Here is a 16657-nt window from a genome sequence, read left to right as displayed (position 1 = left end):
GAAAACCAACGCGCCCCGTAGCCAATGCCCTGCCACAACGCGGAGGTTTAGCACTCCAGACAGGCCCTGTTGCATTTAAGGCTACCCCTTTCGAGATAGACCCAAATACCTGCCAGAAAAAACGGCTATATCCCTATACTAGGGCTATGCTTTCTGTCTCTGGCCTTTCCGCTCAGCGCGCCGACCGCACGCTATTTAGCAAGCTGTCATTCACCCTAAATTCAGGGCAATGCCTGCACCTGCGTGGCGCAAATGGGGCGGGTAAAACCACACTTCTTAAATTACTAGCAGGCTTAAGCCGCCCACAAAGTGGCGAAATAGTTTGGCAAGCGCAAGCGCTGACCAGCCTTGGCGACCAATACGCTGCTGCACTGCATTATTTAGGCCACAAAGATGGCTTAAAAGAGCTACTTAGCCCTCACGCCAATTTACACCTCGCCGCAGAGCTAGCAGGCCAGCCTTTAAGCGATGCGGCAGCGCTACAAGCTCTAGCAAAAGTGGGCCTAAGCCGTCAGTGTGATTTGGCCGTGCGCTCTTTATCTCAAGGGCAAAAAAAACGAGCGGCACTTGCTAAACTCCTTGCCCTGCCCCGCCCACTTTGGCTACTGGACGAGCCTTTTGTGGCGCTCGACACGCAAGCTCAAGATCAACTTGGTGGCTGGATTAGCCAGCAGCTCAGCAACGGCGGGCTAGTGATTTTGACTTCACACCAAACACTACCCGCAACGACTCCCCCCGTTATGGAGCTAGATTTTGCCCAGAGCCAAGGAGGCAAGAGTGAGTAGCGGGCACTTTTTCTTAGCCGTAATCAGGCGAGACTTACTCCTTGCTTGGCAGCAACGGGGTGATCTTTTGGTGGGCGTGGTGTTCTTTGTTTTGATCGCCTGTCTATTCCCGATCGCCATTGGCCCCGAGCCAAAGCTGCTCGCCCGCATTGGCCCCGGCGTATTGTGGGTGGCGGTGATCCTCGCCAACCTACTCGCCCTACCCAGATTATTTACTAGCGATTGGCAGGATGGCAGCCTAGAGCAACTTTTACTCTGCGCCGCTCCTACCAGCGTCATGGTGGCGGGCAAAATTATCGCCCACTGGCTCACCACCGGTATTCCGCTGACCTTAATCGCGCCCCTTTTAGGCATTCAATACGGATTAGAAAGCGACACGCTATTGATGCTGATGGCCAGCTTACTACTCGGCACACCCACACTCAGCGCACTGGGCAGCATCGGCGCAGCGCTGACCCTTGGCGTGCGTCAAGGCGAAATGTTATTGGCTCTTTTAGTATTACCGCTCTACGCCCCCGTCTTGATTTTTGGTAGCGGTGCGGTTGCAGCCGTAACAGGCGGGCTATCTGGCATGGCCGAGCTATCCTTACTGGCCGCCATCCTTTGCGGAACGCTATTTTTAGCGCCGTGGCTGGCGGCAATGGCCGTGAGACTGGCGGTGGAATAGTTTGCTTAAGGTTGAGAAAAACAGAGTCAAAAGCCGATTTTTCGTAGGGTGTGCAAGTCGTTTTTCTTGCGCACCGCTCTTGGTGCGTAACGACTGCGTCGTTATACACCCTATGAAACCCTTTATGTAGGCACACAATATTTAAGGAAACAATGAAACCAAGCCATAACGGCCCGCGCTGGCTGAATCTATTTTCTTTTGCCTCCCCCATGCAGTTTTACCCGCTGGCTGGGCGGCTATGTCCGCTGTTTATGGCCTTGGCCCTGCTCTTCTGTGCGATGGGGTTATGGCTGGGCTTTGCCATTGCGCCTAGCGATGCGCAGCAGGGTGAAGGCTATCGGATTATTTTTCTGCATGTGCCCACCAGCTGGATGGCGATGTTTATTTATATGGTGATGGCGTTTTGGTCCGTCATGCATCTCATTTTGCGCACCCGACTATCCGCAATGATGGCGCAATCCTTGGCCCCAACGGGGGCGTTAATGGCATTTTTATCGCTACTGACCGGCGCGCTGTGGGGCAAGCCGATGTGGGGCACTTGGTGGGTGTGGGATGCACGGCTCACCTCCATGCTCTTACTGTTTTTTCTGTACTTAGGCTTTATTGCCCTCAGCCGCAGCATTGATGAACCAGAACGAGCCGATAAAGCCGGATCGGTGCTGGCGATCGTCGGGGCATTTAATGTGCCAGTGATTTATTTCTCGGTGAAATGGTGGAACACCCTGCACCAAGGTGCGTCCATCTCTTTAGAAAAAGGCAGCAGCATGGCCAGCACCATGCTGGCGGCGATGTTATTGATGTCACTAGCGGCATGGATGTACAGCATCGCCACCTGCCTATCCCGCGTTCGCACCCTAATTTTGCAGCGTGAAGGCCGCACTCGCTGGGTAAAAGAGCGTATCGCACAGGGAGACAAATAATGTTTTCAACCCTCTACTGGGCCAGCTTCAGCGATTTTATTCATATGGGCGGATACGGCCTTTATGTATGGGGATCTTTTATTGCCTGTGTTTTTGGGCTAGGTATGGAATGGCTCTTGATCAAGCAGCAACGCAAGCAAGTGCTTCGGCACTTACAGAGAATGGCTTTGGCGGAGGAAATGGAATCAGAAAGTGACGAGCATCCAGCGCTATTGTAGGGCGGGTAAAACCCGTGAGCGATGCTGAAAAATGCGCGGGTTTCACCCATACGCGCGAAGCAATTTGTTTTTAGTAGCAAACAACAAAAAAACATAATAACCACGCGCTCGGCACGGGGCTTTTTAAGTCCCCTTGAAGCACGCCGAAGCGAGGAATAAGCGGATCGGGGTTTCGGAAAAGGGGTAGCGAGGCAGCGAGCGAGCAGCCTTTTTCGCCGAGCCGATTATCCGCAGTGAGGAGCCTTCGTGCTGGTCGGGGCGGCCTTCTTTGCTTACTTTCTTGGCCGTTCAAGAAAGTGAGTCCCTCGCGGGGGATTCCCGCACCAAAATCAACGTGCCGAAGGTACTAAAAAAGACCTTTTTTGCTTTGCGGCTTAGGACACAGACAGCAACACGCTAAGAATTATCAATAAATAGGAGAACCCCATGTCCCCCAGACGTAAACGTATATTTTGGATTATGGGCGCTTTAATTACGCTGGCTTTGGTCACGTTTTTTGTAGTGAATGCCTTTCGCCAAAACTTGGTTTTTTTCTACTCGCCAACGCAAATCATCAATGGTGAAGCGCCACATGGCAGAGCTTTTAGGCTGGGCGGAATGGTGGTGGATAAAAGCCTCATCCGCGCAAGCGATGGCGTGAGTATTCGCTTTACAGTCACCGACACCGATAAAAATATCCCCGTGCAATTTCGTGGGCTGTTGCCAGATTTATTTAAAGAAGGTAAAGGCGTTGTGGCCGAAGGAAGCTGGGAAAACGGCATCTTCACCGCCACCGAAGTGCTCGCCAAACACGACGAAAACTATATGCCACCCGAAGCGCAGGATGCGGTAAACAAGGCACATCAGAAAGCGGCAGATAAAAAGATTTAACAATTTAAAAAGGTCTGTGAACACAGAGAAAAACAATACATGTAGGGTGGGCAAATTTTTTTGCCCACGCGTTCTGAGCGTGATTGCCCGCGTGGGCACGATAAAACATTGTGCCCACCCTACAGATATTGTTTCTTATAACAAGCAGAGAAAAACTAAGGAAGCGAGATTAAGCAGAATTCAGCAACGAAAAATGTATGTTTTCTCTGCGTGCTCAGTGCTCTTCATGCTCTCAGTATCTACAGACCTTTTGTCCTTAATGACCCATGCTCAGCTTTACTTCAGGAAAAACAATGATTGGTGAACTTGGTACTTTCACGCTGATTCTGGCGCTACTGGTGGCGCTGGTGCAGGGCACGCTAGGGATTGGGGGAGGAATCAGCAACTGGCTGCCCGCCATGCGCATTGCTCGGCCAGCGGCGCTATTGCAATTAGCGCTCACCGCCAGCGCCTTTGCACTACTGGCAACGGCTTTTTTGCAAGACGATTTTTCGATCCGCTATGTGGCGCGGCAATCCAATAGCCTGCTGCCGGTCTGGTTTAAGTTTGCCGCCGTTTGGGGCGGGCACGAAGGCTCGCTGCTGCTATGGGTGCTGATGCTTTCTGGCTGGGGCGCGGCGGTGGCGGTGTTTGCGCGCAACCTCCCCCTTTCGGTGCAATCTTTGGTGAGTGGCGTATTAGCTTGGGTGGGCAGCGGCCTGTATCTGTTTATTTTGCTAACATCCAGCCCCTTTATTCGCCAACTTCCCGCGCCGAGCGACGGGGCCGATTTAAACCCGCTACTACAAGATTTGGGGCTTATCCTTCATCCGCCACTCCTTTATATGGGTTATGTTGGCTTTTCGGTTGCCTTCGCCTTTGCCGTGGCCGCGCTCATTTCTGGCCGGCTTGATGCCAGCTGGGCGCGCTGGAGCCGCCCTTGGACTGCCGCTGCATGGGTTTCGCTCACGCTGGGCATTATGCTGGGCAGTGCATGGGCTTATTACGAACTAGGCTGGGGCGGCTGGTGGTTTTGGGATCCAGTTGAAAACGCCTCCTTTATGCCTTGGCTGGCCGGAACGGCGCTAATTCACTCCTTAGCGGTGGCCGAAAAACGCAATGCCTTTAAACACTGGACGGTATTGCTGGCGATTGGCACCTTCTCGCTATCCTTACTTGGCACGTTTTTAGTGCGCTCCGGCGTACTGACTTCGGTACACGCCTTTGCCACCGATCCGGCTCGCGGCTTATTTATTTTGATTTTTCTTTGCGTGGTGATCGGCGCATCGTTGGCGCTTTATGCTTGGCGCGCACCCTTACTGGAAGGCGGTGGCGCGTTTAACTGGTGCTCACGCGAGGCGCTGCTGCTCGCCAATAATGTGATTTTAGTCGTGGCCTGTAGCACGGTATTTATTGGCACGCTCTACCCGCTGCTGATCGACGCACTCGGCCAGGGCAAGCTATCGGTTGGCCCGCCCTACTTTAATAGCGTGTTTATTCCGCTGATGATGCCGGCCCTGCTACTGATGGGCTTATCGGGCAGCGTGCGCTGGAAAAACCAAGATGGCCGTAGCTTGTGGCTGGCCTATTACGGGCCAATGATTCTGGCAATTGTGGGAGGCGCATTACTGCCATTTTGCTGGGGGCAGTGGAAATGGGGCGTAGCCGCCGCTTTAGTCGTCGCGCTTTGGGTGGCCATTACCTCCATCCGTGATTGGAGCCGCCGCTTAATCAGCAACCGCCGTAATGGCAACACATGGTGGCAAGCGCTATGCAATGTGCCGGCGGCTTTTTCTGGCATGCATATCGCCCACTTTGGGATTGCGGTGTTTGTAGCGGGAGTAACCGTCGTTTCAAGTTACGAGCACGAAGATGATCTGCGCATGGCCTTTGGCGACACGCACCATATTGCGGGCTATACCCTTAGTTTTGACGCTGTGAAATCAACCCGCGCCAGCAATTACGCCGCGCTCACCGGGCAGCTTACGCTCAGCCAAAACGGCAAGGCGATTAGCGTGATGCAGCCCGAAAAACGCCAGTATTTCTCCAGCCAAATGCCGATGACCGAAGCGGCGATTCACCATACGGCGATCAAAGATATCTACGTATCCCTTGGCGAGCCATTGGGCGACAACCCATTTACTGGCGACTGGCTAGTGCGCATCCATTACAAACCGCTGGTTGGCTGGATCTGGTACGGCTGCATCTTAATGGCACTAGGCGGAGCCATCGCCCTATCCGATCGCCGCTACAGGCAGACGCGCTTGGCTGCTAAGGATGTAAAACCTTAAACCTGTAGACACGGAGAACACGGAGAAAAAAATCAAACACACGCAAATTCAAAATGACTCAAGGTATTGGTTTTCTCCGTGTAACTCCGTGTTCTCTGTGCCCACAGAACTTTTATGCAGCTTAGGAAGCTTTAATGAAACGCTTTGCTCCTTTAATTATTTTTGCGGCACTGGCGCTATTGCTGGCGGCGGGTTTAACGCTTAATCCGCGTGAAATCCCTTCCGTGCTCATCGGCAAGCCTGCGCCGCAATTTAAGCTTGATCGCTTAGACGCCGCAGGGCAGTTCTCCCCTGCTAGCCTCAAGGGCCAAGCATGGCTGCTAAATGTATGGGCCTCATGGTGCAGCGCATGTATTCAAGAGCATCCGGTACTCAACAGCATTGCGACGGAGCATAAAGTCACCCTTGTTGGCTTGGCTTATAAAGATTTAGATAGCGATGCCAAACAGTGGCTACAAAGCCGTGGCAATCCTTACAATGTGGTAGTGGCGGATAGGGATGGCAGAGTGGGCATTGATTACGGCGTATACGGCGTGCCCGAGACCTTTGTGATCGATAAAAACGGCCATATTGCTTACAAACACATCGGTGCAATCACCCCAGATATTTTTAAAAACATCCTGCTACCTGAGCTGCAAAAGGCACGGCTATGAATAACTACCGCTTATTGGCATATTTTAAAACACAAAATATTAAAAACCAGGTCCTAAACCACGGAGAACACGGAGTTACACGGCCTTGGTTTTCTCCGTGGCTCTCTGTGTCCTCCTTTTCCTCCGTGGTGCAAGGTTTGGGTTTTAGTACTCTGGCTATATGTGGATTATGGCTAGCACTGATATTGCCCGCAGCGGCCAAGGTAGCTGCGCCTGCCGCCAGCGATGTGGCTGCGAATGCACGTTTGGTCGAGTTGTCTACCGAGCTGCGCTGTTTAGTTTGCCAAAATGAAAGTCTAGCTAGCTCACGTGCGCCGCTGGCCGAAGATTTACGCCGCGAAGTAAGGGAGCGCATTGCCGCTGGCGATAGCAACCCACAAATCATCAGCTACCTCACCGATCGCTACGGTGACTTTGTCACTTACCGCCCACCATTCAAGGCCAGAACGCTGTTGCTATGGCTCTTACCGCCTCTGCTGCTCTTAATTGGTTTGTTTCTGTTGCTGCGGCAAATCCGCAGTCGAAAATCCACGCCCAGCGAGGTTGATCCGGCCCAGCTAGTGGCTTTACAAAAAGAATTTGATAACACAAACAGTACTCAATAGTGCACTTGTAGGGCGGGTGAAACCCGCGAAACTGTATGAAAAACACGCGGGTTTCACCCGCCCTACGACAGATGGAAAAACAATGAACACATCGCACTTTGGCTTATTTACCCTGATCTGCGTACTAATGGCGGTGATTACCTCGCTGCTGCTTACTTGCCGCCTTCACCCGCAAGAGAGAACATCCTCATGAATCCTTTCTCCCTATTTGCCATTATCTGCACACTGATGGTGGTCATCACACTGGCCGCGCTGATTTGGCCTTTGCTGCGGGGCCGCTCGCAAGCCGGTGATATTCGCCGCGCGCGCTATGCCCTGCACGACACGATCTTGGCCGAGCTGGATGAAGACTTACGCTATGGCCGTTTAAGCGAGAGCGACCACGCCATCGCCCGCATCGAGGCCGAAAGCCGTCTGATTAATGAAGTAGGCCACGCCAGCTCAACACTGAACGAGCGCTCTGCACGTGGCCTAGTGATCGGGCTGCTACTTATCTTGCCTTTAGCCGCAGGCGGCCTGTATTTCAAGCTGGGCACACCCACCGCGCTCGACCTAAGCACGCGCCAGCGCCCCAATGTCGGCCCAAATGAAATCGCCGCCATGGTTAAAAAACTCGAAGCACGGATGGTTTTAGAGCCGAACGATCAAAAAGGCTGGCTGATGCTGGCACGCAGCTATCGATCGCAAGCCCGCTATACAGAAGCGATCAGCGCTTACGAAAAAGCATGGCCTGCCATTGAAAAAGACGCAGGAGAAATCGCCCGTTTTGCAGGCGTACTCGCCATCGAGCAAAAAAGCTTCAAAGGCAAGCCAACCGATCTATTAGTCAAATCGCTATCCGTCAACGCCAGCGAGCCTGATGCCCTTATGCTAGCGGGCAGCGCCGCCGTAGAGCGCGGCGACAAAGCAGCAGCCAAAGAGTGGTGGAATAAATTACTGATCTTGCTGGAAGTGGGCTCGGAAGATGAGCAATGGCTAAAAGAAGAAATCCGCTTATTAGATAAGCCTAGGGATGCGGTGAAGTAGCCCTGTTCCGCATTACAACCCAAATCTTGAACCACGGAGGGCACGGAGAACACAGAGTTTCACGGAGAAAAGAAAAAATTGAACCGCAAGTAGGGTGGCAAGGGTGCCGCTTTAGTCTGAAATAACAGCCTCAGCGAAATAGAGCCAGAGTCCGGCATGGTACCTTCACTGGGGACTCCAGAACGGTAGGATGCTGGCCTCTACCAACTGAGCGGCGGCTTGCGGCTAGTGTGAAATACCCTAAGTACATGCAACTCATTACCCACCACACGATAGGGCACGAGGAAGGGGTATCGGTCGATGACTAGCTCACGGGTACCGAGTACGCGCCCCAGCCTACCCGACGCTGGAAAATGGACCAAATCTTCAACTTTGGCTTTCACATAGGCAAACATCTCGGCTGCGGCCTGCGGGTTTTCCTGCGTGATATATTCCGCCTCTGCATCCAGATTAGCGATGGCTTTGCGTAGCCACCTAAGCCGCAGGGCATGGGTATGATTCAAGGTAGCGGCCACTTTGCGCTTAGCGCAGCCACTTCGTCGTCACTGGCAAAATCACCCGCATCGGCCTCTTGCAGCGCGGCCTTAATTTCCTTGACCTGCCAAGCCTCCTGCTCGACAAAGGCCCGAATGGCCTGCCCAGCCAGATAAGATTTAGTACGTCCCGTCGCCACGGCCAGCGCTTCCAGCTGCTGGCTTAACTCATCCGGCAAACGCATCGACATCATGCTCATGATTAAGCCCCATGTATTGCAATGTTTTCATTGTAATACATCAGCAAGCCATCACCAATACCAACTCACAAGCTGCAGCTCAATCGCTGAGTCAAAAGCATTCCAGCCCCCATGCACAATAGATAAGCGCCCGCCAACTATCCCTCACCCGCCCCCAAATGATATTTCTTCACTTTGTCATACAGCGTTTTACGTGGTAGGCCAAGGGCGAGGCTGGCGGCGGTGATTTGGCCTCCAGCGCGCAGTAGAGCATCTTCGATGAGGTTTTTTTCAAAGCGCTCAACCAAGGAGGGTAAATCAAGCGTGGCTTCGCTGGCGGGCACGTCATCTAGTAACGCCAGCACAAAGCGATCGGCCATATTGCGCAGCTCGCGCACATTACCAGGCCAGGAATGCAGCATTAATTCACGCATCCGGCTGGCGGCAACAATGGCTGCGGGGCGGTGGTAACGTAAAGCGGCTTGCAGCACAAAATGCTCAAATAAAAGCGGGATATCTTCGCGCCGCTCGCGCAGCGGCAGCAGGTTGAGCGTGGCAACATTGAGGCGGTAATAGAGATCAAGGCGAAACTGCTGCTGATCGCTGAGCAGTTTTAAATCACTTTTGGTAGCCGCGATCACTCGGCAATTCACTGGGATACTGACATTGCCGCCCAAGCGCTCAATTTCGCGCTCTTGCAATACCCTGAGTAGCTTTACCTGCAGGGTTACGGGCATGCTTTCTAGCTCGTCTAAAAACAGCGTTCCGCCGCTGGCGTACTCAATTTTGCCGATTCGCAGCTTAGTCGCGCCGGTAAATGCCCCCGCTTCGTGGCCAAAGATTTCGCTTTCAAATAATTGCTCTGGCAGCGCGCCACAATTTAGTGCCACAAAGGGGTGATCTGCACGGTGACTGTATTCATGCAGACAGCGGGCCACCAGCTCTTTACCCGTGCCGGTTTCGCCCATAATCAGCACATCGGCATCGGTGTCGGCAATGCTGATAATACGGCGGCGTAGTTGTTCTATGCCTGCGCCACGCCCCAGCAAACGTCCTTCTATGCCGGATCTGCGCTCTAATTCACGCCGTAGCTGGCGGTTTTCTAGCACCAGTGCGCGTTTTTCTTGGGCGCGCCGCACTACTTCAATCAGTTGCTCCGATGCAAAAGGCTTTTCGATAAAATCATAAGCACCATCCCTCATCGCCTGCACCGCCATCGCCACATCACCGTGGCCGGTAATCAGCACCACCGGTAGCTCGGCATCTTTTGCCACGCTTTTTGCCAGCAGCTGCAAGCCATCCAGCCCTGGCAGGCAAACATCACATACCACTACCCCAGGAAAATCGGCATGCAAAAGCGGCAGAGCCGATTCTGCATCGGCAAAGGATTCCACCTCAAAACCTGCCAACTCTAAAGTTTGACTACCGGCGTGGCGGATCATGGCTTCATCATCGATCAACAGCACTTTCATGCGTCTTGCTCCTGCACGGCAAGTAACTCCAGTTCAAAACACGCACCGCCATCTGGGCGATTGCTAGCAAGCAAATTACCGCCAAAATCACGCACAATAGATAGAGAGATCGCCAGCCCCAGCCCCAACCCTTCGCTGGCAGGCTTGGTGGTAAAAAAAGGATCAAAAACGCTGGCTAGCTGCTCTGGGGCAATTCCCGCGCCATTATCGGCAACGCTGATTTTCACCCTGCCCGCCTCTGCCCATACCAGCAAGGTAATACAGGCATCGGCCTTGCCCTGCACGGCATCCAGCGCATTTCGCAGCAGATTAATCAGTACTTGCTCCAGCCGCACCGCATTGCATTTTACCCGCAGCTGCTCATCGCTCTGACTGATATTCAGCAAGACCGCCTGCTGGCGCAGCCGCTGCTCAAGCAGCAGCAAGGCATTTGAGATGGATTGCTTAACCAGCACGGCTTCGCTGCGGTTATCGCTTTTTCTGGCAAAGGAGCGCAGCTGGCCGGTGATTTTGCCCATGCGCTCGGTTAGCTGGCTGATAAAGACTAGGTTTTCTGCCACCGCACTGGTTTTGCCACGCTCCAGCAGCAGCTTGGCATTATCGGCCAGCGCGCGCATGGCCGTCAGTGGCTGGTTTAACTCATGGGTTACCCCCGCCGCCATTTGCCCGAGCACGGCCATTTTACCGGCCTGCACCAGCTCATTCTGGGCCGCGCGCAAATCAAGCTCGGTGCGGATGCGCTCGCTAATTTCACGCTGCAGCTGGACGTTGGCCCCTAGCAAATCATCGGTACGCTCAGCCACTTTTTGCTCTAGCTGATCGTGTGCCTGCTTAAGCGCCGCACTGGCGCGGATATTATCTCTGATACGGCGGCGGCGCTGCCGCCAGAACAAAAACCACGCCAGCAGCGCCAATAGCCCGAGGCCCGTGCCAACTAAAACGCGATTAATGCCCTGCTGCACCGTTGCCAGATCGGTTAGCAGCACAATTTGCCAGTCTAAATCAGGCAGGTTGGCGGTTTGCACCAGCATATCAGCCTGCTGCGCGCCACTTTTCAGGCTGGCCCTGAGCGTGCTTTTATCTATTGTTTGCTGCTTGATCAGCTCCAGCCGAGCAAAGGTATTGCGGCCATATTGGTGGCTCTGTTTGATTTCATTCAGCGTAGCAGCAGGCAAAGGCCCCAAGGTGTGCCATTTCCAGGCTGGGTCTGTTGCTAAAAAGGCGACGCCATAGCGATCTGCCACCAGCATGCGTTCGCCGGTTAAGCGCCAATCACGCTCTAGTGCCTCTAGACTCACTTTGGCCACCACCACGCCGATCACGCGCTCGCCCTCCCGAATAGGGTAAGACAAAAAATAACCAGGCTGCTGAGTAGTAAAGCCCACGCCGTAAAAACGCCCAGCAGCGCCTGCCCTTGCCTGCTGAAAATAGGGCCGAAAAGCATAGTTATTGCCGATATAGCTTTGTGGGGTATCCCAATTGCTGGATGCCAGCGCCAAGCCTTCAGCATTTAACACATAGATCGCCGAGGCTTGCGCTGCGTTGTTGACCGCTTTTAAATAGCGGTTCACTCGCTCTAATTGCACCGTATCTTGCGGGGCGCGGAGTAAATCAGCCAGATCACGCTGGCTGGATAACACAAAAGGCAGCCACGTATAGCGCTCTACCGCATTACGTAAGCTGCCGGTGTAAACATCGAGGCGATGCTGACCGGCAGTACGTAATTGCGCCAGCGCGTTGCGCTCACTCCACTGCGCGGCCGCCCACAACAGACTGCCCGCCAAGCAAAGCGTCGCCAACATCCAAAAGATTCGCGCTGGTTTAAGCATCTTTAATCAGAGCTCAAGCCGCATAGCTCTGCCTGCTGATGACGCTGCTGCTCTTCCATCACCAGCGCGCCAAGTTCACGTTTGAGCGCGTTAAATTCAGCCGAGCTAGGGTCTCGCGGCCTTGGAATATCCACCAGCACATCGCGCTTCACCGTGCCAGGGCGGTAGGTGAGCACAATGATGCGATCGGCCAGATAGATTGATTCCTCGATACTGTGGGTCACAAACAGAATGGTTTTTTTATGCTCCTGCCAAATTTTAAGCAGCTCATCTTGCAAACTGCGGCGGGTGAGCGCGTCCAGCGCACCAAAAGGCTCGTCCATCAGCATAATCGGTGAATCCAGTGCCAAAATACGCGCAATAGCCACGCGTTGGCGCATCCCACCCGACAAATCTTTAGGAAAACGGTGGCGAAACTCCACCAATTTCAGCGTTTCTAATAGCTCCGCCACCTTGCTATCGATATAGTCTTGTGGCATTTTTTTGATGGTCAGGCCAAAGGCAATATTCTGCTCAACCGTCATCCAAGGGAAAAGCGCGTATTCCTGAAACACCATGCCACGATCTGGGCCAGTGTCTTTAATCAGCGTGCCATCCACGGTAATGCTGCCGCTAGTAGGATGAGAAAACCCAGCCACCGCGTTCAGCAAGGTAGATTTGCCACAGCCCGATGGCCCAAGCAGGCAAACAAACTGCCCATTGGGGATATCCAAATTGATATCCCGCAAGGCCACCACATCGTCACCCGAAGTTTTAAAAACTTTATGAACCTGCGCTATTTTGATTTGTGCCGTCATGATATTAGTGCTCCAAGCCACGGTGCCAGCGCAACAGATGGTTATTAAGTTTATTCATCGCCATATCAATGGCTAGACCCAGCAAGCCGATAGTAAACATACCGGCGATAATTTTATCTGACCAAAAATACTCACGCGCTTCCAATATCCTGAAGCCCAGCCCATTATTCACCGCAATCATTTCTGACACGATCACCACAATAAACGCCGTTCCCACGCCAATTCTTGCCCCAGCCAGAATATACGGCGTGGCCGCAGGCAAGATCACTTTCAGAAATAAGGTGCTCTGGCCTGCGCCCAAATTACGTGCCGCCCGCAGATAAATAGAATCCACCTGACGCACCCCCGCAATAGTATTCATCAGCACAGGGAAAAACGCGCCAATCACAATCAGAAAAATCGCCGGTGCATTGCCAAGGCCAAACCATAAAATCGACAAGGGAATATAGGCAATCGGCGGAATAGGCCTAAGCACCTGCACCAGAGGATTAAACCAACTATAAACCCGCTGACTGGCCCCCATCAGCAAACCAAGTGGCAAAGCCAGCGCCGCACCAATCGCAAAACCCACAATCACCCGATACAGCGTACCGATGGCATCGTGAATCATTTCACCAGAAAACAACCACGCCGCGTAGCTACTCTGCGCCGCGTCATAAGGCTCCATCGGCAATAAATACGCATACCAGCGCACCACCACCTGCCATGGAGACGGCAGAATCTGTGGATTTAACCAGCCCGCCATCGCCGCCGCCTGCCAAAGTGCAATCAATAAAACGGGCAGCCAAAGGCCGGTTGCGATCCGGACTACTATTGCTTTATTCATCAGATAGCCCTTATTTCACGTTTAAAGATTTCTTGGCTTGCTCAAGCAGATCAAGCTTCACCCACTCTTTGGCCACCGGCGGTTTTACCATCTTGCCCACGCCGTACTTCACCATAAAATCGGTCGTAATCTGAATATGCTCGGCACTAAGGTTGTAATAAAACGGCGAATTAGCGATGGCATCCTGATAGTCATCCACAGTAATTTGGCCCTTAAACATATTGCTGCGCACATAGTTTTCGGCCAGCTTTGGATCATCCATAAAGGCCTTGGTGGCTTGCACAAAGCACTTCATAAACTTTTCTGCCAGCGGGCGATTAGTGTTGTAAAGCTTCTCGCTCATCACAAGGGTACGAATCGGCTCGCCCATCGGTGTTTCATAGGGCTTAAGCAGCTCCACCCCAAAACCCTTATTAATGGCTTGCGAAGCCTGCGGCTCAGATTGCGACATGGCATCAATCTGCTTTTGCATCAGTGCTTGGTTTAAATCGGCAAAGGGCAGGTAAACAATTTTTACATCTTTACCCGGTTTTTCTGACCAGCTTAGATTCGCCTTAGCCAACTCTGCCAATAGCGCCAGCTCCTGTGCGCCACCACGCGCCACGCCCACAGATTTACCTTTAAAATCAGCCACGGTTTTAATGGCTGAACCCGGCTGCACCACAATCCTAATCCCGCCTTTGGCAAAACCCGCCACCGCATACACCGGCACCCCGCCCGCCCGCCCCGCAATCGCCGCATCAGCCGCGCTGGCCGCTACATCAATCTCGCCCGCAATAATGGCCGGCATAATATCCAGCCCCTTGGCGAACATCCTCTCCTCAACCTTAATCCCGCATTTAGGGGCAATTTCCTTGATATAAGACACCGCACCGTAGTGGGCAAACTTGAGATTACCCAATCGAATCACATCATCTGCGGCATAAGCTGGCAAAGCAGCGGTGGCCAGTGCAGCAGCAAGCAAAGTTAATTTCATCATTGAACTCCGTAGGTAAAGGAAGAGGACTACCGCGATATCAGGCAAAAGCGGCATCCGCCTCATTTACTGAGCAATTTCCTTGCCAGCCGCAAAGCACAAGCCAACTACATTGCAGAGCCTTGCTTGCAAAGGAGAAACGGCGAAATGCCATTAGCAACGCTGACCACCATACTGGCGAAACTACGGAATCAATGGACATATAGCGGCGGCAAACCGCCATAAAACAGGGCTGAAGTATTTTCAAAAAAAGGCATTAAACTAAAATTCAACACCAAGCATCAAAGCAGCATCTCCCAGCAGGTCAATTAAAGCAGCGCTTGTGTACTAATTACAAACAACCCCCAACAGCATGGAAAAAGTTTGGTGTAATACACCGGGCTTCTCGTAAGCCCTTGGTTTAAAATGACCTTCTATTTTCTTGCCTCATTTGCCGCTGCTTTTAATCAGCACAATCGCCTTATTAGCCTTCAGCTTGGCTGATGGCGCAGCGTGGGGCGAGCAATTTTCTTGAACACCTCACTCAACATAAGCGTTATACCTTACAAGACCTGCTTGTGTTCATAATCACACCATCCAATCATTGCAATGTTAGATCAGAAAGCACAAAGCTTCGTGTAATATAGAGAAATCCCTGTAAGCCATTGGTTTTCTATGACCTTAGATCTACTTGCCTCATTTGCCGCTGCTTTTAATCAAGAACAGCGCCTTATTTCACTTCAATTGGGGGACGGTACGGCATGGGGTGAACAGTTACTCCCCCAGCAAGTAACGGGCAGCGAGGGGATTAATCGGGCTTATTGCTATCAAATCAAATGTCTTTCCCCCACTGGCGATTTAGAGCTTAAATCGCTATTAGGCTTGCCGGTGGTATTGTCTATTGCAGATGCCAATGGCGATGCAATTGAGCGTTGCGGGGTAATCTCGCAAGCTCAACTATTGGGATCTGATGGCGGCTTTGCTAAGTATTCGCTCACCGTAGAGCCGCCTTTTGCACTGCTTAGATATCGCCGCACTTCTCGCATATTCCAAGATTTAACCATTGTCGAAATAGTGAAGCAGATCTTGGCCGAACATCAGGCTAAAAATCCGGTGTTTGCTGCCGTGCAAACCGTTGATTTCAAATTATCCGGCGAATATCCACCACGCTCTTATTGCGTGCAATACCGAGAAGACGATCTTGCCTTTGTGTGCAGGCAGCTCAAAGAAAGCGGCCTTTCTTGGCGTTTTGAACATCTGGCGGGAGACAACCCACAAGTGCAGCTGGTGGTGTTCGATGATGTTTTTGCGATTCCCGAAGCCATAGACCCCATCGCCAGATTTCACCGCGCATCGGCCGCAGAAGAAAGTGATTCACTCACCCAATGGCACAGCCAGCGGCAAATTGGCAGCAGCTCGGTGTCCTTAGCTAGCTTTGATTACAAAGCCACTAGTACCAGCCATAGCCAGAGCGATAGCGCGGTTGATCAAGGCGATGGCGGCCAACAAATCCAAGCCAGCCTCGAATATTACGACCCACAGGCGCATTACTACGCCAGCGATTTAGACCAGCTAAACCACGATGCTAAGCTGCGTCAAGATGCCTTAGATGGGCAAAAGAAATCCTTCACCGGCTCGGGCACTTTACGCAGCCTGCAAGCGGGGCAATGGTTTAGATTAGAAGATCACCCCGCCCATGAATGGGACTCAGCCGAGCAAAGGGAATTCGCTGTTACCGAGCTTAACTTCACCGCAAATAATAATTTGCCGGTGGATTTAAGCCAGCAATTACAATTAATCGCCCCCAGCCTACTTGCCCCTTCAGCCAAAGATAACGCGCCTTATCAAGTAGACTTTACCGCCCAAAGGCGCGGCCAGCCTCTGCTTAGCCATCTAGGCCAGCAAGAATTTACTAAGCCCACCAGCCTAGGCGTGCAAACCGCCACCGTGGTTGGCCCTGCGGATACAGAAGTCCATACCGACGAGCTGGGCCGAATTAAAGTGCAGCTACACTGGCAACGTACCGCTGAGCACCCAGAGTTTGGCGCTAAT

Annotated in this window: 17 protein-coding genes; 10 read left to right on the top strand and 7 right to left on the bottom strand. The window is 52.6% G+C overall.

Annotated elements, in window-relative coordinates; all coding sequences use genetic code 11:
- The first annotated feature begins 146 nt into the window (after window positions 1-146).
- The 9 genes from ccmA to ccmI all read left to right on the top strand — a co-directional run bounded on the left by ccmA (window position 147) and on the right by ccmI (window position 8014).
- Window positions 147-785: a cytochrome c biogenesis heme-transporting ATPase CcmA gene (gene ccmA / locus R6242_RS17900; protein WP_318429455.1), complete on the top strand. Its 639-nt coding sequence runs from the start codon at window positions 147-149 to the stop codon at window positions 783-785.
- Window positions 778-1452, top strand: a complete 675-nt coding sequence (gene ccmB, locus R6242_RS17895) for a heme exporter protein CcmB (protein WP_318429452.1) — start codon at window positions 778-780, stop codon at window positions 1450-1452. The genes ccmA and ccmB overlap by 8 nt, the downstream gene beginning before the upstream one ends.
- A 152-nt stretch (window positions 1453-1604) precedes the next feature.
- Window positions 1605-2372: a heme ABC transporter permease CcmC gene (gene ccmC / locus R6242_RS17890; protein WP_318429450.1), complete on the top strand. Its 768-nt coding sequence runs from the start codon at window positions 1605-1607 to the stop codon at window positions 2370-2372.
- Window positions 2372-2590: a heme exporter protein CcmD gene (gene ccmD, locus R6242_RS17885; protein ID WP_318429448.1), complete on the top strand. Its 219-nt coding sequence runs from the start codon at window positions 2372-2374 to the stop codon at window positions 2588-2590. Before ccmC ends, ccmD begins: the two co-directional genes overlap by 1 nt.
- Before the next feature lie 426 nt (window positions 2591-3016).
- Complete coding sequence (ccmE, locus tag R6242_RS17880) at window positions 3017-3460, top strand: cytochrome c maturation protein CcmE (protein WP_293936637.1); 444 nt, start codon at window positions 3017-3019, stop codon at window positions 3458-3460.
- Window positions 3461-3753: 293 nt separating this feature from the next.
- Window positions 3754-5730, top strand: coding sequence for a heme lyase CcmF/NrfE family subunit (locus R6242_RS17875; RefSeq protein ID WP_318429443.1), 1977 nt, complete (start codon window positions 3754-3756; stop codon window positions 5728-5730).
- Window positions 5731-5864: 134 nt separating this feature from the next.
- Window positions 5865-6383 carry a DsbE family thiol:disulfide interchange protein gene (locus R6242_RS17870; protein ID WP_318429441.1) on the top strand — a complete coding sequence of 173 codons (519 nt, stop codon included), beginning with the start codon at window positions 5865-5867 and terminating at the stop codon, window positions 6381-6383.
- 107 nt (window positions 6384-6490) lie between these two features.
- On the top strand, window positions 6491-6988 hold the full coding sequence (locus tag R6242_RS17865) for a cytochrome c-type biogenesis protein (protein WP_318429439.1): 498 nt from the start codon (window positions 6491-6493) through the stop codon (window positions 6986-6988).
- Between the two features lie 189 nt (window positions 6989-7177).
- On the top strand, window positions 7178-8014 hold the full coding sequence (ccmI, locus tag R6242_RS17860; protein WP_318429435.1) for a c-type cytochrome biogenesis protein CcmI: 837 nt from the start codon (window positions 7178-7180) through the stop codon (window positions 8012-8014).
- Window positions 8015-8214: 200 nt separating this feature from the next.
- Here the strand turns inward: ccmI and R6242_RS17855 are convergent, their stop codons facing one another.
- From R6242_RS17855 to R6242_RS17825, 7 genes are all read right to left on the bottom strand, one after another.
- Window positions 8215-8517, bottom strand: coding sequence for a type II toxin-antitoxin system RelE/ParE family toxin (locus R6242_RS17855; protein ID WP_318429432.1), 303 nt, complete (start codon window positions 8515-8517; stop codon window positions 8215-8217).
- Window positions 8514-8747 carry a hypothetical protein gene (locus tag R6242_RS17850; RefSeq protein WP_318429429.1) on the bottom strand — a complete coding sequence of 78 codons (234 nt, stop codon included), beginning with the start codon at window positions 8745-8747 and terminating at the stop codon, window positions 8514-8516. Before R6242_RS17850 ends, R6242_RS17855 begins: the two co-directional genes overlap by 4 nt.
- A gap of 137 nt (window positions 8748-8884) precedes the next feature.
- Window positions 8885-10198 carry a sigma-54 dependent transcriptional regulator gene (locus R6242_RS17845; protein WP_318429426.1) on the bottom strand — a complete coding sequence of 438 codons (1314 nt, stop codon included), beginning with the start codon at window positions 10196-10198 and terminating at the stop codon, window positions 8885-8887.
- The gene (locus R6242_RS17840; protein ID WP_318429423.1) at window positions 10195-12027 is read right to left on the bottom strand and encodes an ATP-binding protein; all 1833 of its coding nucleotides are present in this window, start codon (window positions 12025-12027) and stop codon (window positions 10195-10197) included. Before R6242_RS17840 ends, R6242_RS17845 begins: the two co-directional genes overlap by 4 nt.
- 2 nt (window positions 12028-12029) lie before the next feature.
- Complete coding sequence (locus R6242_RS17835) at window positions 12030-12824, bottom strand: ABC transporter ATP-binding protein (RefSeq protein ID WP_318429420.1); 795 nt, start codon at window positions 12822-12824, stop codon at window positions 12030-12032.
- A 4-nt stretch (window positions 12825-12828) separates the two neighbouring features.
- A complete protein-coding gene (locus tag R6242_RS17830) occupies window positions 12829-13650 on the bottom strand; it encodes an ABC transporter permease (RefSeq protein WP_318429417.1) in 822 nt (273 codons plus the stop codon).
- A 10-nt stretch (window positions 13651-13660) separates the two neighbouring features.
- A complete protein-coding gene (locus tag R6242_RS17825) occupies window positions 13661-14629 on the bottom strand; it encodes an ABC transporter substrate-binding protein (RefSeq protein WP_318429414.1) in 969 nt (322 codons plus the stop codon).
- Window positions 14630-15280: 651 nt separating this feature from the next.
- On the opposite strand from R6242_RS17825, the gene R6242_RS17820 reads away from it, so the two are divergent.
- On the top strand, window positions 15281-16657 hold a 1377-nt coding region (locus tag R6242_RS17820), incomplete at its 3' end, for a type VI secretion system Vgr family protein (RefSeq protein WP_318429411.1).

It is taken from the genome of Iodobacter sp. CM08 (assembly GCF_033446605.1).
Taxonomy (GTDB): Bacteria; Pseudomonadota; Gammaproteobacteria; order Burkholderiales; family Chitinibacteraceae; genus Iodobacter.
This window is presented reverse-complemented; position numbering and strand designations above follow the sequence as displayed.

What these genes read in the sequence shown, in the direction of transcription:
- ccmA (WP_318429455.1), top strand. Translation starts at nt 147, where the DNA reads ATGCTTTCTGTCTCTGGCCTTTCCGCTCAGCGCGCCGACCGCACGCTA.
- ccmC (WP_318429450.1), top strand. Translation starts at nt 1,605, where the DNA reads ATGAAACCAAGCCATAACGGCCCGCGCTGGCTGAATCTATTTTCTTTT.
- ccmD (WP_318429448.1), top strand. Translation starts at nt 2,372, where the DNA reads ATGTTTTCAACCCTCTACTGGGCCAGCTTCAGCGATTTTATTCATATG.
- ccmE (WP_293936637.1), top strand. Translation starts at nt 3,017, where the DNA reads ATGTCCCCCAGACGTAAACGTATATTTTGGATTATGGGCGCTTTAATT.
- R6242_RS17875 (WP_318429443.1), top strand. Translation starts at nt 3,754, where the DNA reads ATGATTGGTGAACTTGGTACTTTCACGCTGATTCTGGCGCTACTGGTG.
- R6242_RS17870 (WP_318429441.1), top strand. Translation starts at nt 5,865, where the DNA reads ATGAAACGCTTTGCTCCTTTAATTATTTTTGCGGCACTGGCGCTATTG.
- ccmI (WP_318429435.1), top strand. Translation starts at nt 7,178, where the DNA reads ATGAATCCTTTCTCCCTATTTGCCATTATCTGCACACTGATGGTGGTC.
- R6242_RS17850 (WP_318429429.1), bottom strand. Translation starts at nt 8,747, where the DNA reads ATGAGCATGATGTCGATGCGTTTGCCGGATGAGTTAAGCCAGCAGCTG.
- R6242_RS17845 (WP_318429426.1), bottom strand. Translation starts at nt 10,198, where the DNA reads ATGAAAGTGCTGTTGATCGATGATGAAGCCATGATCCGCCACGCCGGT.
- R6242_RS17840 (WP_318429423.1), bottom strand. Translation starts at nt 12,027, where the DNA reads ATGCTTAAACCAGCGCGAATCTTTTGGATGTTGGCGACGCTTTGCTTG.
- R6242_RS17835 (WP_318429420.1), bottom strand. Translation starts at nt 12,824, where the DNA reads ATGACGGCACAAATCAAAATAGCGCAGGTTCATAAAGTTTTTAAAACT.
- R6242_RS17830 (WP_318429417.1), bottom strand. Translation starts at nt 13,650, where the DNA reads ATGAATAAAGCAATAGTAGTCCGGATCGCAACCGGCCTTTGGCTGCCC.
- R6242_RS17825 (WP_318429414.1), bottom strand. Translation starts at nt 14,629, where the DNA reads ATGATGAAATTAACTTTGCTTGCTGCTGCACTGGCCACCGCTGCTTTG.